General features: G+C 44.6%; 13 protein-coding genes. 6 read left to right on the forward strand and 7 right to left on the reverse strand.

Annotated elements, in window-relative coordinates; genetic code table 11:
* The first annotated feature begins 16 nt into the window (after nucleotides 1-16).
* Genes Q4561_RS01895 through Q4561_RS01905 form a run of 3 tightly spaced genes read left to right on the forward strand, consistent with a single transcriptional unit; the run spans nucleotide 17 to nucleotide 1,055 of the window.
* Nucleotides 17-226, forward strand: a complete 210-nt coding sequence (locus Q4561_RS01895; protein ID WP_303457134.1) for a hypothetical protein — start codon at nucleotides 17-19, stop codon at nucleotides 224-226.
* 11 nt (nucleotides 227-237) lie between these two features.
* Nucleotides 238-735: a superoxide dismutase, Ni gene (gene sodN / locus Q4561_RS01900; RefSeq protein ID WP_303457136.1), complete on the forward strand. Its 498-nt coding sequence runs from the start codon at nucleotides 238-240 to the stop codon at nucleotides 733-735.
* Between the two features lie 2 nt (nucleotides 736-737).
* Nucleotides 738-1,055 carry a S26 family signal peptidase gene (locus Q4561_RS01905; protein ID WP_303457139.1) on the forward strand — a complete coding sequence of 106 codons (318 nt, stop codon included), beginning with the start codon at nucleotides 738-740 and terminating at the stop codon, nucleotides 1,053-1,055.
* A gap of 33 nt (nucleotides 1,056-1,088) precedes the next feature.
* Here Q4561_RS01905 and cgtA read toward each other — a convergent pair whose 3' ends face one another.
* From cgtA to rplU, 3 genes are all read right to left on the reverse strand, one after another.
* Nucleotides 1,089-2,285 carry an Obg family GTPase CgtA gene (gene cgtA, locus Q4561_RS01910; RefSeq protein ID WP_303457141.1) on the reverse strand — a complete coding sequence of 399 codons (1,197 nt, stop codon included), beginning with the start codon at nucleotides 2,283-2,285 and terminating at the stop codon, nucleotides 1,089-1,091.
* Between the two features lie 172 nt (nucleotides 2,286-2,457).
* Nucleotides 2,458-2,715: a 50S ribosomal protein L27 gene (gene rpmA, locus Q4561_RS01915; RefSeq protein ID WP_013785541.1), complete on the reverse strand. Its 258-nt coding sequence runs from the start codon at nucleotides 2,713-2,715 to the stop codon at nucleotides 2,458-2,460.
* Nucleotides 2,716-2,730: 15 nt separating this feature from the next.
* Nucleotides 2,731-3,042: a 50S ribosomal protein L21 gene (gene rplU / locus Q4561_RS01920; RefSeq protein WP_013785542.1), complete on the reverse strand. Its 312-nt coding sequence runs from the start codon at nucleotides 3,040-3,042 to the stop codon at nucleotides 2,731-2,733.
* A gap of 708 nt (nucleotides 3,043-3,750) precedes the next feature.
* Between rplU and ispB the strand changes: the two genes are divergently transcribed.
* A complete protein-coding gene (ispB, locus tag Q4561_RS01925; RefSeq protein WP_303457143.1) occupies nucleotides 3,751-4,725 on the forward strand; it encodes an octaprenyl diphosphate synthase in 975 nt (324 codons plus the stop codon).
* 4 nt (nucleotides 4,726-4,729) lie between these two features.
* Here the strand turns inward: ispB and Q4561_RS01930 are convergent, their stop codons facing one another.
* The 3 genes from Q4561_RS01930 to Q4561_RS01940 all read right to left on the reverse strand — a co-directional run bounded on the left by Q4561_RS01930 (nucleotide 4,730) and on the right by Q4561_RS01940 (nucleotide 9,172).
* Entirely contained in the window at nucleotides 4,730-5,449 is a 720-nt protein-coding gene (locus Q4561_RS01930; protein ID WP_303457145.1) for a ZIP family metal transporter, read from the reverse strand.
* A gap of 185 nt (nucleotides 5,450-5,634) precedes the next feature.
* A complete protein-coding gene (gene pepQ, locus Q4561_RS01935) occupies nucleotides 5,635-6,954 on the reverse strand; it encodes a Xaa-Pro dipeptidase (protein ID WP_303457147.1) in 1,320 nt (439 codons plus the stop codon).
* A gap of 154 nt (nucleotides 6,955-7,108) precedes the next feature.
* Nucleotides 7,109-9,172, reverse strand: a complete 2,064-nt coding sequence (locus Q4561_RS01940) for a transglycosylase SLT domain-containing protein (protein WP_303457149.1) — start codon at nucleotides 9,170-9,172, stop codon at nucleotides 7,109-7,111.
* A 447-nt stretch (nucleotides 9,173-9,619) separates the two neighbouring features.
* Between Q4561_RS01940 and fadB the strand changes: the two genes are divergently transcribed.
* Both fadB and fadA read left to right on the forward strand, forming a co-directional pair.
* Nucleotides 9,620-11,770, forward strand: a complete 2,151-nt coding sequence (gene fadB / locus Q4561_RS01945; protein ID WP_303457151.1) for a fatty acid oxidation complex subunit alpha FadB — start codon at nucleotides 9,620-9,622, stop codon at nucleotides 11,768-11,770.
* 18 nt (nucleotides 11,771-11,788) lie between these two features.
* A complete protein-coding gene (gene fadA / locus Q4561_RS01950) occupies nucleotides 11,789-12,952 on the forward strand; it encodes an acetyl-CoA C-acyltransferase FadA (RefSeq protein WP_211070024.1) in 1,164 nt (387 codons plus the stop codon).
* An 87-nt stretch (nucleotides 12,953-13,039) separates the two neighbouring features.
* Here fadA and Q4561_RS01955 read toward each other — a convergent pair whose 3' ends face one another.
* Nucleotides 13,040-14,008, reverse strand: a complete 969-nt coding sequence (locus Q4561_RS01955) for an integron integrase (protein ID WP_303457156.1) — start codon at nucleotides 14,006-14,008, stop codon at nucleotides 13,040-13,042.
* Between the last annotated feature and the right edge of the window lie 297 nt (nucleotides 14,009-14,305).

Genomic DNA, 14,305 nt, shown 5'->3' on the forward strand with positions numbered 1-14,305 from the left:
TTAACTAGGAGTTTATATGAATAACACGATAAAAAATGTCACTTACACCGTCGCGTCTGTGGCTGTAACCTCTTCCCCCGTCTTTGCACATGCTGGTCACGATCATAACCACTGGAGTAGCCAGTTCATGCACGGCCTTTTCTATTTGTCACTAGCTGCGGTAGGTGCAGCATGCGTTTTCGCAGGCTACAAGGCCTATTCTCGCAAACAATCTTCATCTAAATAGGGAAAGTAATCATGCTAAACAGCTTACTGAAGACGCTTCACCGTAGCAAACCCTTTGATAAAGCGAGTGCTCACTGTGATATTCCATGCAAAATCTACGATCCTATTTCAGCCCAACTTGCTGCGCTCAGTGTTATTCGTTTTGTTGATTTACTTAATGAGTTAAGTGAGAAAGAAAACCTCTCGTTTGCTGATCATGCCCAATTCAGCCGCCTAATTAGCGAAAAAGAGACCCACGCGGAAAAAGTAAAACATGAAATTAGGGTTATTTGGGGTGATTACTTCAAAGCGCCTCAATTTGAGAAATACCCAGATACTAACGAATTGGTACATAATATTATGCTTACCGGATCGGCGTGTAAGCAGCATGTTTCACGGGAGAAAGCAGAAGCACTACTCACATTGGTGAATGAGTTCGCTGCAAGTTTCTGGGCCACTAAGGGTGTTGAAACTAAGACAGCCACCTGCCCTTATCCGCCTGCGGAACAAGTGGTATACCCTAAACTTTAATCATGCTTCGATTATTAGCGATTGAAGGGAACAGTATGCAACCCATGCTGTTTGCAGGCGACTTTATTTTAATTTGCAAGTGGCCAAAAGCGTGGCTGCAAATAGGCCATGTATTGGTAGTTAATAGCGAACAATATGGTGTTATTGTAAAGCGCGTTACCCAAGTATGCTCTGTTAAAGGCGTTATGCTACAAGGTGATAATGCACTAGAAAGCGTAAGCACGTCGGCTATGGGCTGGATAAAGCCAAGCGCCATTATTGGAAAGGTTATATTTACTTCGTCTTCGAGAAATCAGAAGCTGTTAATGAAAAACCGCTAGTTTTAGTAAACTAGCGGTTTTAATGTTGTTCAATTAGCGACGGTACTCTACTTCTACATCGTAGTCATCGTCGTCCCAATCTTCATCGTCATCTAAGTCATCACTTAAATCGTCTTCGAAGTCTTCGCCTAACTCAGCGTCTTGTGCTTCTAACGTATTACGATGATAAGTATCCCACTTGAACTCAACATCTTTCGTTTCTTCTTCTGCGATAACTTCGGTTGGAAGTGTATCGATGAAGTTCATGATTTCTCGGCAAAGCGGCTCTAAACCAATCTTCTGGAAAGCAGAAATTTGGTATATTGGGCCTTCCCAACCAAGTTGTGCGGCAATTTCTTTGCAGCGCTCGTTGGCTTCTTCTTCAAGCATCAAGTCAACTTTGTTAAACACTAACCAGCGAGGCTTGCTTGCTAATTTAGGGTTGTACTTTTCAAGCTCTTCAACAATAGCTTTAGCGTTTTCAGCAGGATCGCTTTCATCTACTGGCATGATGTCTACAACATGAAGCAGTATACGACAACGCTCTAAGTGCTTAAGGAAACGAATACCTAAACCTGCGCCGTCTGCTGCACCTTCAATAAGCCCTGGAATATCGGCTACGACGAAGCTGCGCTGTGCGTCTTGACGTACTACACCAAGGTTTGGCACTAGCGTAGTAAACGGGTAGTCAGCCACTTTAGGCTTAGCTGCAGATACAGAACGAATGAAGGTAGATTTACCTGCATTCGGCATACCTAGTAAGCCCACATCGGCCAACAGCATTAATTCGAGTTTTAAATTACGAATTTCCCCTGGCGTACCATTAGTTTTATGACGTGGTGCACGGTTAGTACTGCTTTTGAAGCGCGCATTACCTAAACCGTGAAATCCACCTTGTGCCACTTTAAGCTGTTGTCCATGGCGAGTAAGGTCGCCAAGTACTTCACCAGTATCGCTATCGGTAGCACGGGTTCCTACAGGAACACTTACGGATAAATCTTTACCGCCACGGCCGATACAATTAGCGCCTTGACCATTTTGGCCACGCTCTGCACGGTGAAAACGCTCGAAACGATAGTCGATCAATGTATTCAGGTTTTCATCGGCAAGAAGAAAAACACTACCGCCGTCGCCCCCATCGCCACCATCAGGGCCACCTTTGGGAACATATTTTTCCCGTCTAAAGCCAATTACGCCGTTGCCACCGTCACCGGCTTCAACACGAATTTCAGCTTCATCTACAAATTTCATTTATCACTCCGGGCATAGTTGCCGTAGGGGTTATTTATACTCAGTATTTAGCTACTAAGTTTACACCAAATTGTTATGTACTGCCCGAATACTAAAGCGCGGGTTTCCATAAAACAAAAAACCCCGCAAGCGCGGGGTTTTTCTAAGCCTGTTCGGCGAGTAGCTAAAGCGCTTACTCTGCTACGATGCTTACAAATTTACGGTTGTTCGGTCCTTTAACATCAAACTGAACTTTACCGCTTTTTAATGCAAACAACGTGTGGTCTTTACCGATACCCATGTTGTCACCAGCGTGGAAACGAGTACCACGTTGACGAACAATGATGTTACCAGCAAGAACAGATTCTCCACCAAAGCGTTTAACACCTAGGCGTTTACTCTCTGAATCACGACCGTTTTTGGTACTACCACCAGCTTTTTTATGTGCCATGTGTTCGTGCTCCTATTAAGCGTTAATGCCAGTAATTTTCACTTCCGTGAACCACTGACGGTGACCCATCTGCTTACGTGAATGCTTACGACGACGGAACTTAACGATTTTAATTTTATCGCCACGACCGTGTGTAACCACCTCAGCAGTCACCTTACCACCAGCAACGTTTGGTGTGCCGATTTTTACATCGTCACCGTTACTAACCATTAAAACTTTGTCGAATTCAATCGTGTCACCTGGGGCAACTTCGATTTTTTCTAGACGAACGGTTTGGCCTTCGGCCACACGGTGTTGTTTACCGCCACTTTGGAAAACCGCGTACATAGTTAACTCCGCTCTGCGTCACTGACGCAATCAATTCAAAAAACAGGGCGCGAATTGTACGTGAAACATCCGTAAATCACAACCCCGATTCTGATAAAAGTAGATTATTTTTCCAACATGGGTGAATTTTCGCGTGAATTCACCCAAAAATGCACGATGTCACACTTAGAAAACAGTACTAAGTAAATGACAAACGGTAAAATTCAAGATGATAACCGCCAAATTCGATAAGCATTAATGCCTCTAAAAAAGGCATAAAATAGATTACCTGTAGATGGAAAATCGAATACGATTCAATCGCGCCGATCTGATCATGAAAAACGCTCAAGAATAGCGCCTTTAAATCACAATGATCAAAACGATCGAATAACAGATCCGAGATTGTAGCATTTTGATCTGTACTTCGCAGCTAGCAAAAAGAATTTTTCTGAAAATACATACTTCAGGTCAAAATTACGCGATAGCACCTATAATAAGACATAAGGTAACAACGAAATGAACGATTGGCCGGTCGGCGGTATATAAATTTCCATAAAATGTATTAACCGTGATTTTTCATGACAATTCGGCGACGAATCATTAAATATGGCGGCCAATGCGTTTAATTCGGTGGCTAATACGTTTAATTCGGTGGATAGTACGGCACATTCAGGTACAATCAGCCCCTATAATTGCCTAAGAAATGAATAAGTTTTTACGCCGATGCCAATGGATATAAATCAAATACGTGCGCTATCAGATAATGATATGCAAGCGGTTAACCAACTGATTCAACAGCAAGTCGACTCTGACGTTGCGCTTATCAATCAATTGGGATTCTACATTGTAAATAGCGGCGGTAAGCGCCTTCGCCCACTACTTACTGTGCTAAGTGCCCGTGCGATGGGAATAGAGAATACAGACCATCACACCCTTGCCGCTATTGTTGAATTTATACATACCGCTACTTTGCTGCACGATGATGTGGTTGATGAATCGACCATGCGACGTGGCCGCGAAACCGCTAACGCCGTGTTTGGCAATCAAGCTTCGGTTTTGGTAGGTGATTTCTTATATACCCGCTCATTTCAGATGATGGTAAGTTTGAAACGCATGCGTGTGATGGATATTTTATCTGAAGCAACTAACCAAATTGCTGAAGGCGAAGTGTTACAGTTAATGAACTGTAATGATGCATCTACCACAGAAGCCCGTTATTTCGACGTTATCTACGGTAAAACAGCCCGCTTGTTCGAAGCAGCGACACAATTGGCTGCGGTATTAACCGACCAGTCAGAAAGTGTTGAACATGCCATGCAAGAATATGGCAAGCACTTAGGCACCGCTTTTCAGCTAGCTGATGATATTTTAGATTACATGGCTGACAGTGATGAAATGGGCAAGAACGCTGGCGATGATTTAGCGGAAGGAAAGCCAACGCTGCCTTTGCTATACGCAATGTGGAATACCGACAGCGAAGATGACAAGGCACTAATTCGTGACGCCATAGAGCAAAGCAACGGTTTGCCTCACCTTTCTCGCATCCAACAAATCATGGAAAGCACTGGGGCATTAGATTACACCCGTACGTGTGCCAACAATGAAGTGAAAATGGCCATTGATAGTTTGTCTATTATTCCAGATTCACCTTATAAAGAGGCATTAATTGCCCTTGCTCATATTTCGGTAGAACGCACTAGCTAGTGCGTTAACCCGCTTCAAGCATAGCGCCTACCAGCCCCACTAAAAACCCCATTATTGCGCCTAACGGTGGCAACCAATGGTTTTCCATGCGAATACCTGGGGCAATGTCTTGAAATACCGAATACAAAATACCCCCTGCAGCAAAGAGCATAATGCCACTCATCAATACGGGATATTGGGCAAGATAGTAGAAACCCACCAAGCTCATTATGGGGCCAAGTAAGCTCATTAACACGAAGATCCAGATTAGTTTTGAGCTGCGCTTTTTGTTTTTAGGGGTCATTTCCCGATAAGCATTAAAGCCTTCCGGTAAATTTTGTACCGCAATTAACACGCCTAACAACATAGTACCGCCCCCTAATGCAGCAGTTGTACCCAAGGCAACCGATTCTGGTACGAAATCACTTAACATGGCGGCAAGTTGACTGCCTGCGGTTTTCTTTTTAGCCAAATAGATATCCAACGCCATAAAGGCAAGCGCCCCGCCAATAAAGCAGCTACACGCCATGAATACCGATACATCTTCAATACCCTCAGGCACCAATACCAACGCTACGGCTGAAATAAGCGCACCAGCCCCTAATGCCAAAATACCGTGTCGTACCTCTTGCTCTAACCACTTAGGACGCAAGTCTTTCATTCTAGACAAAAGTGCACCTGCTGGCATAGCCAACCCTGCCAAGGTGGCTACAATAACCAAGTTAACAATATCGGGTTGCTGCATGTTTGCTCCTTTGCCCAAATGCAATGTGCTGGGTACGCTTATCGCTTAAAGTAAATGATGTTACATAAAAAAAGGCAGCCTAATTTAGCTGCCTTCTGGTATATATTTCAAGGTACTCAACATTGTGCTGTGCTCTATTACACTATTACACTTAAATATTCATAAGTTAGCGCAGCTAGATGAGATCACTTTAAATCGAAGTCTCGGGTCATATTTTCGTTTCTATCGCGGTGCACAATAATGTTGTCTTCAATGCGAATACCGCCAAATGGACGATACAAATCTACTGTATCCCAGTTGATGTATTTCGACGTAGGTGTTGCTTTTAAATCTCTGAGCAAGCTGTCGATAAAGTACAAACCAGGCTCAATAGTAAATACCTGACGTGCCTCAATCATGCGCGTACAGCGTAAGAAAGGATGATCTTCAGGGGCAGGTTTAGGTGTACCTCTGTCGTCGTTCACCAAACCACCTACATCGTGCACTTGTAGCCCTAAAAAGTGCCCAATACCGTGAGGGAAGAAAGTACGGGTAATACCTTGTTCTACAATATCGGCCGCTGGTAGATTCACAATGCCCGTGTCTTGTAGAATTTGGGCGATACCTGCATGGGCAAGCAAATGTATATCGGTATACGCCACACTTGGCTTAAGGGAATCAACTAAGGTTAACGTCACTTTATCAACGGCCTGAATAAGGTCTGAAAATAACGCTGAGTTTTGGCTGTAGGTACGGGTGATATCAGCAGCATAGCCATGATAATTCGCGCCCGCATCAATTAAGAACGAACGAGACTGCCCAGGCGCCGTGGTATCACACTGCATGTAATGCAAAATTGCAGCATGTTCGTTCAGCGCAATAATACTGGTGTAAGGCACATCGTTATCGCCTTGGCGGCACGCAGCGCTGTACGCTAAATTAATATCGAATTCGCTTTTGCCTTCAATAAACGCTTGCTCTGCCGCTTTATGCCCCGCTACCGCTAGCTTGTTTGCTTCACGCATACATTCTAGTTCGTAATCGGTTTTATACGCCCGCTGGTAATGCAAATAGTGCAGCACTCTATCTGGGTTTACATTCTCAAACCCTAGCGCCTTAGCAACTTCAATGTATTCACCAATATAAGCAAAACCGCGCTTATCGTAAGGCAGATGCTTTTCTACCGCATCGGCTTGTTGAAGCAAAATAATGTTGAAGCTGTCGGTCCAAAAATCTTGCGGCTCTGGTGGCACTTTATGCCAAAAGTCTTCAGGGCGGTAAAAAATAAGCGTTGGCTTATCTTCTCCATTAACCACTAACCAGCAATTAGGGTTATCGATAACCGGCACCCAAGCTTTAAATTGAGGGTTTACCTTAAATGGATAATGGTTGTCGTCTAAGAACAAGCGTTTGCCTTGCCCTGAATGAATGACTACCCCTTCTAGCCCTTCACGCTGAAGTGCTTCGCGAGTGCGAGATTGAAGTTCCTCGATATGTTGCTGATAGCTTGCCTGATGTTTTGACATAACACCTCATTGTCGTTTTTTTGATTTATATGGCTAATTCGTCTTCATCAATTAGCGACTTGTTACTAGCCATTTTTTATAACGTGCTTAAGTTTACCACGATAGCTGCCCGCCTTTCACCGAGCAGCTGGTATGCATTAGTTATATATCAGTGCTAGCGAGGCGCTAATTGCAAGCTTCCCGTTACAGGGTTCGTACTTAAGGCACTTGATGAAGGAATAACATCTTGAGTAAGCTGCGGGAAAACGTTCTTATTTTCGCCCAACTGATGCTCATAGATGTATTGATAGGCCAATACCGCTTTTACATAACTGCGGGTTTCTTTGTACGGAATGTTTTCAATCCATATATCCACAGGCAATGCTTCGCCCGCGGGTAACCATTCCATTACTTTACGCCAGCCCGCATTATAAGATGCCGACACTAATACTGGGTTATCGTTAAGTTTATCACCTAAATAGCGCAAGTATTGCACGCCGTAGTCGAGGTTGTTCTCCACTTGGAACAGCGTGTTACGACTCACTTTCTTTTTGGCTAAATACTGCGCCGTACCAGGCATAAGTTGCATTAACCCTGCCGCGCCAACTGGCGATACCGCATCTACCATGAACGAGCTTTCACGACGGGCAATTGCCATCGCAAACGCTTTTGATACGTCGTATGTTTCACTCTTTTCACTGAATTGTGATTCAAACGCCAAGGGGAAACGGCGCTCAACATCGTCCCAATAACCACTTTTAGCAAAACTAACAATAGCTTGGTCGTATATTCCCCACTCGTACGCCAATACGCCTGCATCAGTAACCTGCGCACTGGGCAATATAGAAAGTAAGTGACGCCACTCGCGGCGCGCTTCAGTAGAACGTTCCAATCGGTAGAACTCTAACGCACGCTGGGTGGCTGGCGTATTCGCAATAGCATGCACCGCACTTTGTACTCTAGGTGCTGGCGTATGTGCCAAATTAGGTTGGCTATTTATTCGCGCACTGGCCATAAAGCCATAATAATTGCGTTCATTGGCTAACTGCTTATACATTACCGAAGCCTGCATCACATTGCCCTGCTCTTCTAATGCGCGGGCTTTCCAATAGCGGTAGTTTTCTTCTTCCTGCAGTTCAGGGCTGGCTGAATCAATAACATCTAATACTCGCTGCCACTGTTTGCCGCGCAGTAAAAACGACACATGCCATAGCTTCACATCATCACTAGCACCGGCAATATCAGCCTTGTCTAGCCATTCATGGGCTTCAGGTAAAAAGTCGAGGGTGGCACTTAGCGCAATGGCGCGCTGCATAATATGCAATTCAGGCCCTGAGAAAATGTCTTTAGTGGCATAAGTATTGTAAGCCTTCATTGCCGCTTTAGGATTTCGCCACGCTAGCTTTTCTATGCCCCAGGTTAGAATTTCAGCCTCGCTGCTCTTGTGCTTCATAGGAAACAGACGGGTTCGGTTAACTAGGCTTACGTCGCCTGATACCGCAGACCAGGCATCAGCAAGATATTGCTGATTGGTTGGCAATTGACGCTTTAAATACGGAATAATGCGGCGATTATCTTCTTTCGCTGCAATGGCTATACGCTTAACCACTTTATCGGCGGTCATAAGGCCATTGCTTCGCCATTTTGCAAATAACGGATCGCATTCATCAGGCTGCGATTGACCGCTATACCAAAGTGGGTCGACATCGATTAGCACAGGTTTAGGATCGTCGGTACGTTTTAGTTTATAGCCCAACGCTTGGCAGGTAAGTTTAGCGCCCATGCCATTTCGGTAACTGTCCAAAAACGCATTTTCGTGACCCCGAGAGGCGAGATAGTTTAACCAGCGATAACGCAAACCATAACTGACAGGTTGCCCCGCGTAATCTTCTAAGAATTGCTCTACTTCTCGCTGGGTTTTAAGCGACATAGTGCGCTCTAGGCGCAAACGAAGTAGATAGGGATAGAGAGGATAGTTTGCTAAACCGTAAATTTCTGCGTCTAAATCTTCTAAACGTCTTTTAGGTAAAGTACGCAAACTCTTTTCTAAAATAAGAAACCGCGCCCGCTCATCGGCGTAAATATCGTCGGGAAAAAGCGGGGAAACTTGCGCATAACTAAACTGAAAGCAGCTTGAGATAGCCACTAACGTAAATAACCCCAATGGCTTGCGCAAAGGCAACCGCTTAAAAAACGCTAATGCAGTTGGAAAAAAATTTATTCCTACTTTATTCGACACAATGTGAACTCCTACCCCTTGTTGCATTCAAACACACCAGAGTTGGTGTAATGATAAAACGATGCTTGCCTGAAGCCGATAAGTTATCGGCGTGGCTCCGTGCCACAGAAGTAAAAAGTGCCAGCGTTGATGATTATGACTTACAAACATTGACGTCATGATTGTAGATTATTCTTTTGCTGGATTGGCGCTTTGCGTCAATAGCACCCATTATACAAGCACTATTATTGAAATCGAGCTTGATTTTCAATGAATGGCCACCATTTTTAACAATTGAAACACTCGTTTGAATTTTTCATTGATATTTTGTTTAAGTTTAGTTAAAAAGCTAGCCACCCTAACGCATTAGTGTTGTGGTACGACCAGAATGTATGATTGGTTTATACGCTTATAGCGAATGGTTAGATTGCTTCACTAATATCCCGGCCAACGCCGAAGGAGATGATAATGATATACACAGGCAAGAGTTTATCCGTCAGTCTGTTAGATGACGGTTTTGCTGAACTGGTATTCGATGCCGAAGGTTCAGTAAACAAGTTCGACCGCCAGACGGTGACAGAACTTGATGAAGCAACCCAAGCACTGCTAAAAGAGAGTGGTGTTAAAGGCTTAGTAGTACGCAGTGCAAAATCTGCATTTATTGTAGGTGCTGATATCACCGAATTTACCGGCTTATTCGCGATGGACGAAGCCGAAGTACTAAACTGGGTTGCCAATACCTCTCAAGTGTTCGACCGCTTTGAAGATTTACCTTTCCCTACGATTGCTGCCATTAACGGTTTTGCACTGGGCGGCGGCTGTGAAATGACACTAGCTTGTGACCTACGCGTTGCAGACACAACAGCATCTATTGGCCTACCAGAAGTTAAACTAGGCATAATGCCTGGCTTTGGTGGCACCGTACGTTTACCGCGTTTGATTGGTGCTGATAACGCATTAGAGTGGATGACCACAGGTAAAGATAGAAAAGGCGCAAAAGCCCTTGCTGAAGGCGCCGTTGACGCTGTAGTTGCACCTGAGTCATTACGCGACAGTGCCCTTTCTATGCTAGAAGATGCGGTAGATGGCAAGTTTAAATGGGAAGCACGTCGTGCTCAGAAAAAAGCCCCATTACAACTGAACAAAAACGAAGCCATGATGAGCTTCTCTACTGCGCAAGCTATGGTATTTGCCCAAGCAGGCAAACACTACCCTGCTCCGCACAAGATGGTAGAAACCGTTCAAAAAGCCGCTGGTCTTGACCGCGACGGCGCACTGAAGCTTGAAAATGAAGGTTTTGTTGCCCTAACTAAAACCGATGCAGCGCAAGCGCAAATTGGTATTTTCCTAGCCGACCAGCTAGTAAAAGGTAAAGGTAAGAAACAAGCTAAAGCTGCCACAAAAGATGTAAAACTTAATGCCGTACTGGGTGCGGGTATTATGGGTGGCGGTATTGCGTATCAAAGTGCTGTTAAAGGCATGCCAGTGATAATGAAAGATATTAACACTGATGCACTAGACCTAGGCTTAAACGAAGCCGCCAATATTCTTGGTAAAGGTATGCAGCGCGGTAAAGTTGATGCCAAAACCATGGCAAAAACCCTTAACGCTATTACGCCTACTCTTGACTACAACACGCTTAAAGACGCAGACCTTGTGATTGAAGCGGTTGTTGAAAACCCGAAAGTAAAAGGCATTGTGCTTAAAGAAGTAGAAGACGTAGTGGCCGATGACGCTATCATCTGTTCTAACACCTCTACTATTTCAATTAACCAACTAGCAAAAAGCTTAGATAAGCCAGAACGCTTCTGTGGTATGCACTTCTTTAACCCAGTACACCGCATGCCATTGGTAGAAATCATTCGTGGTGAAAACACCTCGGAAGACACTATCAATGCAGTAGTGGCAACCACACTTCGCATGGGTAAAACCCCTATCGTAGTTAACGATTGCCCAGGGTTCTTAGTAAACCGCGTATTGTTCCCTTACTTTGCAGGCTTCAGTAAGTTGCTAATAGATGGCGCTGATTTTGTTGCCGTTGATAAAGTAATGGAGAAACAGTTCGGCTGGCCAATGGGCCCTGCTTACCTAATGGACGTTGTTGGTATTGATACTGGCGACCATGCTGCAGACGTTATGGCTGCGGGTATTCCAGAGCGTATGGCACGTATTGGCGACGACCCAGTAACCGTTCTTTACAAAGAAAAACGTTTAGGTCAGAAAAATGGCAAAGGCTTTTATAACTACGGTAAAGACAAGCGCGGCAAGCCTACCAAAGTGGCTGCTGAAGAAGCGTATAGCTTGCTTGCGCCTATTACTGCCGATACCAAGGACTTCGACGCGCAAGATATTATTGCACGCTTGATGATCCCTATGGCTAACGAAGCAATTCGTTGCCTAGAAGAAGGTATTGTAGGTACTGCAGCTGAAGCAGATATGGCCTTACTTTACGGTTTAGGCTTCCCTCCATTCCGCGGTGGTGTATTCCGCTGGATTGAAACAATGGGATTAGCGAACTTTGTCGAACTAGCCGACAAATACGCCAGTCTTGGCCCGATTTACCAAATTTCAGATGGCGTTCGCAAGATGGCCGCTGAAGGTAAATCTTACTTCGCTTAATTCCCAAGGAGACTAATAATGAAAGAAGTCGTAGTTATCGATTGTGTTCGTACCCCTATGGGACGCTCGAAAGCCGGTGTATTTAGAAATGTTCGTGCAGAAACTATGTCTGCCGCGCTAATGACCGCGTTACTAGAGCGCAACCCAGGTGTTGATCCAGCAGAAATTGAAGACATTATTTGGGGCTGTGTACAGCAAACCAAAGAACAAGGTTTCAACATTGCGCGTAATGCCCAGTTGCTAACCCAAATTCCACGTACCACAGGTGCAGTCACCGTTAACCGTTTATGCGGTTCTTCGATGCAAGCATTGCATGACGCTACTAGCGGTATTATGAGTGGCCGTGGCGATATATATATGATTGGTGGTGTTGAGCACATGGGTCATGTACCTATGAACTACAACATCGACTTTCACCCAGGCCTAGCTAAGTACACCGCAAAAGCATCAGGTATGATGGGTATGACTGCCGAGCTACTTGGCCGTCAAAACGGTATTAGCCGTGAAATGCAAGACGCCTTCGGTGCACGTTCGCATCAGCTAGCGCATAAAGCACACCTTGAAGGCCGCTGGGCTAACGAGATTGTGCCTATTGAAGGTCACGATGCCAACGGTACGCTTAAACTGATTGATTATGATGAAGTTATTCGCCCAGAAAGCACCGCTGAAAGCATGGCGCAACTTCGCCCTGTATTCGACCCAGTAAATGGAACCGTTACTGCAGGTACATCTTCAGCGTTGTCTGATGGTGCGTCTGCTATGTTACTTATGTCTGCCGATAAAGCGAAAGCACTAGGTTTAACACCTCGCGCTAAAATTCGTTCAATGGCAGTGGCGGGTTGTGATGCAGCTATTATGGGTTACGGCCCAGTACCTGCAACACAGAAAGCGCTTAAACGTGCAGGCCTTAGCATGGACGATATTCAACTTGCTGAGTTCAACGAAGCCTTTGCTGCCCAAGCACTATCGTGCATTAAGCAACTAGGTTGGATGGACAATCTTGATGACAAGATTAACCTTAACGGCGGCGCTATTTCACTAGGTCACCCACTAGGTTGTTCTGGTTCACGTATTTCAGGTACCTTGATTAACCTGATGGAATCGCAAGATGTAGAGCTAGGCTTAGCCACCATGTGTATTGGTTTAGGCCAAGGTATTGCTACTGTATTTGAACGTGTTTAATTAGTTATTCACGTTTTATTAAAAGGGCCTTCGGGCCCTTTTTTGTTGGTTCGCTTTTGACGCTCAATGCTTTTTTAGTAACAAATACTATTTTAAGACACGGGAAAGCGGGCTAACTACCCCTTGGGCGCCCTGTTGCAACACATGCGTATAAATTTGGGTGGTTTTCACATCAGAATGACCTAGCTGCGTTTGCACAGTGCGGATATCGGCCCCCGACTGTAAAAGGTGAGTAGCAAACGAATGCCGTAAGGTATGCGGCGTCACCTTCTTTTTAAGCCCGCATGCATTGGCAGTATTTCTTATCGCCTTTTGTATGCTTGACTCATCAATATGATGTCGACGCACTTTTTTATCTTCGGGATCAACCGATAAACGGGAAGAGGGAAAAAGGTAATGCCAGCCCAACTCCTTAGGCGCATTTTGATATTTGACCCGCAAACGATGCGGCAGATATACCCCTTGGTAATTAGGGTTATCTAAATCAGCAATGAGGTAAGTTTCAACCATACTTATTTGCCGAGTAAGCCCAGGCTTGAGCTCTGCGGCTAAAGTAACAACACGGTGCTTTCCGCCTTTTCCGTCCCAAATTCGAATAGCGTTATAATCGAAATCGATGTCTTTCACCCGTAACCGAACGGCTTCCATTAAACGTAAACCACTTCCGTACAGCAATGAAATGGGTAACTTTAAATGAGCGGGAAGTTGAGCAAAAAGCGTGACTACCTCTTCTTGCGTAAGCACAACGGGTAACTTGGCTTGCCTGCGGCTTGTAACGAAATCAAGACTTAAGGAAAGAGGCTTTTCTAAAATGTCTCGATATAGAAATGCCAACGCATTGAGTGCACTCGCCTGCGTGGCTGGCGCCACATTCTTTATATTTACTAAGTGAGATAGAAATAACTCTACCTCTTTGTCTCCCATATCGGCAGGATGCTTTGTATTGTGAAAGCGGATATAACTAATAATCCACCCGCTATAAAGCTGGATAGAGCGCTTGGCATAACGGCGATTTCGCATGTGTTGAACCACCATTTGCATAAACATCGACTTCATTTTTATTCTTCACATTTAAACTGTAATTACATACAGCATTACGATTTTTTGATACGGCGTAAAATAAAAAGGAAGAATTCCGTACTTAAGTACAGTGTTTTCAGATACAAAGTGTAGGATATTGATAAAAGTTAACTTACATGCGAAAGTTAACTTATTATTTGGGTGATATATGGAAACTTTCCGCCTTGCATAAAGGATTTTTTCCGTACACTAAATTGTTAGGCGTCATTTACTTACAGCTTAAAAAAGTGGGTTCAGTCGTGACATTCCAGCATTAAGGTTGTTTCACTAGGT

This window comes from Alteromonas sp. 1_MG-2023 (assembly GCF_030547075.1).
In the GTDB taxonomy this organism is placed as follows: Bacteria; Pseudomonadota; Gammaproteobacteria; order Enterobacterales; family Alteromonadaceae; genus Alteromonas.

What these genes read in the sequence shown, in the direction of transcription:
- fadA (WP_211070024.1), top strand. Translation starts at nt 11,789, where the DNA reads ATGAAAGAAGTCGTAGTTATCGATTGTGTTCGTACCCCTATGGGACGC.
- rplU (WP_013785542.1), bottom strand. Translation starts at nt 3,042, where the DNA reads ATGTACGCGGTTTTCCAAAGTGGCGGTAAACAACACCGTGTGGCCGAA.
- cgtA (WP_303457141.1), bottom strand. Translation starts at nt 2,285, where the DNA reads ATGAAATTTGTAGATGAAGCTGAAATTCGTGTTGAAGCCGGTGACGGT.
- ispB (WP_303457143.1), top strand. Translation starts at nt 3,751, where the DNA reads ATGGATATAAATCAAATACGTGCGCTATCAGATAATGATATGCAAGCG.
- Q4561_RS01895 (WP_303457134.1), top strand. Translation starts at nt 17, where the DNA reads ATGAATAACACGATAAAAAATGTCACTTACACCGTCGCGTCTGTGGCT.
- sodN (WP_303457136.1), top strand. Translation starts at nt 238, where the DNA reads ATGCTAAACAGCTTACTGAAGACGCTTCACCGTAGCAAACCCTTTGAT.
- rpmA (WP_013785541.1), bottom strand. Translation starts at nt 2,715, where the DNA reads ATGGCACATAAAAAAGCTGGTGGTAGTACCAAAAACGGTCGTGATTCA.
- Q4561_RS01955 (WP_303457156.1), bottom strand. Translation starts at nt 14,008, where the DNA reads ATGAAGTCGATGTTTATGCAAATGGTGGTTCAACACATGCGAAATCGC.
- Q4561_RS01905 (WP_303457139.1), top strand. Translation starts at nt 738, where the DNA reads ATGCTTCGATTATTAGCGATTGAAGGGAACAGTATGCAACCCATGCTG.
- Q4561_RS01930 (WP_303457145.1), bottom strand. Translation starts at nt 5,449, where the DNA reads ATGCAGCAACCCGATATTGTTAACTTGGTTATTGTAGCCACCTTGGCA.
- pepQ (WP_303457147.1), bottom strand. Translation starts at nt 6,954, where the DNA reads ATGTCAAAACATCAGGCAAGCTATCAGCAACATATCGAGGAACTTCAA.
- fadB (WP_303457151.1), top strand. Translation starts at nt 9,620, where the DNA reads ATGATATACACAGGCAAGAGTTTATCCGTCAGTCTGTTAGATGACGGT.